The sequence below is a fragment of the Rhizobium sp. SEMIA 4085 genome, assembly GCF_013004495.1.
GTDB lineage: Bacteria > Pseudomonadota > Alphaproteobacteria > Rhizobiales > Rhizobiaceae > Rhizobium > Rhizobium gallicum.
Window position 1 is genome coordinate 1 of the sequence record NZ_JABEPH010000656.1, and the last position, 1421, is coordinate 1421.

Consider the following 1421-nt stretch of genomic DNA (forward strand, 5'->3'; position numbering starts at 1 on the left):
ATCGGGGGCTGACCGACAGAGCCAGTGTCGCATCTCTAACTGGCTGACCAAGTCGCAGCCCTAATCAGCTTTGACAATTGTATTTGTGTCCGAGCCTTACCGTTGTAAAATAGTCAAATAATTCGTATAATTCGCATAATTTGAAGGAGCGTCACGATGGAAAAATTCTCAACCGTAGACCTGCTGCGCGATATCAAGACCGTGACTATGGCGGCAGATCGCCAGCCGGTCGCCATTACTCAACATCGCAAGGCCCGCTATGTCCTCATGACTTACGACGATTTCGAGGCCATGAAACAAAAAGGCGATCCGCGCAGAGCTTATGGCCCCAATGAAGCCCCCCCTGAACTGGCAGCAATGATCGGCCCCGAACTGGACCGGCTGATACAGGAAGGAAGCGAGAACAATGGCTGATTCTCCGGCCAATGGTTCGATCATCCGCTACCCTTATCTCTGGACATGGCAGCGCGACAAGGGAGAAACCGAGGGACGGAAGGCACGCCCGGTTTGCATGGTTCTGGCAATCCCGAAAGGCAATCAGACAAACCTGATCCTACTGGCTATCTCAGGCACCCCGCCCCACTCCGATCAAACCGCATTGGAGATTCCGCAGCTCGAATGCCGCCGCGCTGGAATCCGTGAGTGGAAAGATGCATGGATTACCGTCTCTGAATTCAATCACGACATAGCCGAACAGTCCTTCTACTATGATCCGAATGCAGAGGTGTTAGGATCGTTCAGCAAGGGATTTCTTGCGAAGATCGCCGCAGCCTTCAAGCCTTTCCTGGCTCAGCCGAGCGCGAGAGTCAGCCGAACCGATTGAGGGGAGGCCCGCACGCGGGCCTCGAGCTCTCCTTCCCGCCTCCAACTCGCCCGCCGTTCAATCACATCCGACCGTGGCACCGAGTTCACTGATAGCCCTACCTTCAAGCCAGCATCGGAACCCCAACACGGCTCTGCGATCCACAGTCGCCTTGGCAAAAGGGCACCGTCGAAAACATCAACAGGCGGGCCAGGAAATGGGTTTCGAGAGAGATGTATCCGCAGTCGATCACCGACCGCGACTTGAAGGAGATTTGCAACCAGTTCAACGCAGCGCCGCGCAAATGCGATGGCTGCGGCTATCGAACACCCGCCGAAATTCTGGCCTCTCGCCGCTTGCAAATCGCGGTTCGCCATGAACTCACATGGCGCCGGTCGCCGTCAATCCTATACCACCCTCACCGTCAGCATAAGCAACCGAAAGAAGCGTGCCGCGAAGCAGTGATGACAGCGCGGCGACATCGGCGTCCCCCTGCAGTTTGATTTCCGGAAGCATCGTGCGGCTTTGATCCCTACCCCGCCCCATGCAGGTGCAAGCGAGTATCAACCGCCGACGGAACAATTGCTACTGCGAGAGCTAAAGCCGAACGGGGTAGTGT

General features: G+C 56.2%; 3 protein-coding genes and 1 pseudogene. 3 read left to right on the forward strand and 1 reads right to left on the reverse strand.

Features of this window, described 5'->3' with window-relative positions:
- Positions 1-156 precede the first annotated feature (156 nt).
- The 3 genes and pseudogenes from C9413_RS32115 to C9413_RS34080 form a co-directional block, all read left to right on the forward strand.
- Positions 157-414, forward strand: coding sequence for a prevent-host-death protein (locus C9413_RS32115; RefSeq protein ID WP_040115451.1), 258 nt, complete (start codon positions 157-159; stop codon positions 412-414).
- On the forward strand, positions 407-823 hold the full coding sequence (locus tag C9413_RS32120; protein WP_040115450.1) for a hypothetical protein: 417 nt from the start codon (positions 407-409) through the stop codon (positions 821-823). The genes C9413_RS32115 and C9413_RS32120 overlap by 8 nt, the downstream gene beginning before the upstream one ends.
- Before the next feature lie 45 nt (positions 824-868).
- Positions 869-1143, forward strand: a pseudogene (locus tag C9413_RS34080) (IS30 family transposase); the annotation flags it as partial.
- A 40-nt stretch (positions 1144-1183) separates the two neighbouring features.
- Here C9413_RS34080 and C9413_RS34355 read toward each other — a convergent pair.
- The gene (locus tag C9413_RS34355) at positions 1184-1318 is read right to left on the reverse strand and encodes a hypothetical protein (protein ID WP_267285129.1); all 135 of its coding nucleotides are present in this window, start codon (positions 1316-1318) and stop codon (positions 1184-1186) included.
- Positions 1319-1421: the final 103 nt, after the last annotated feature.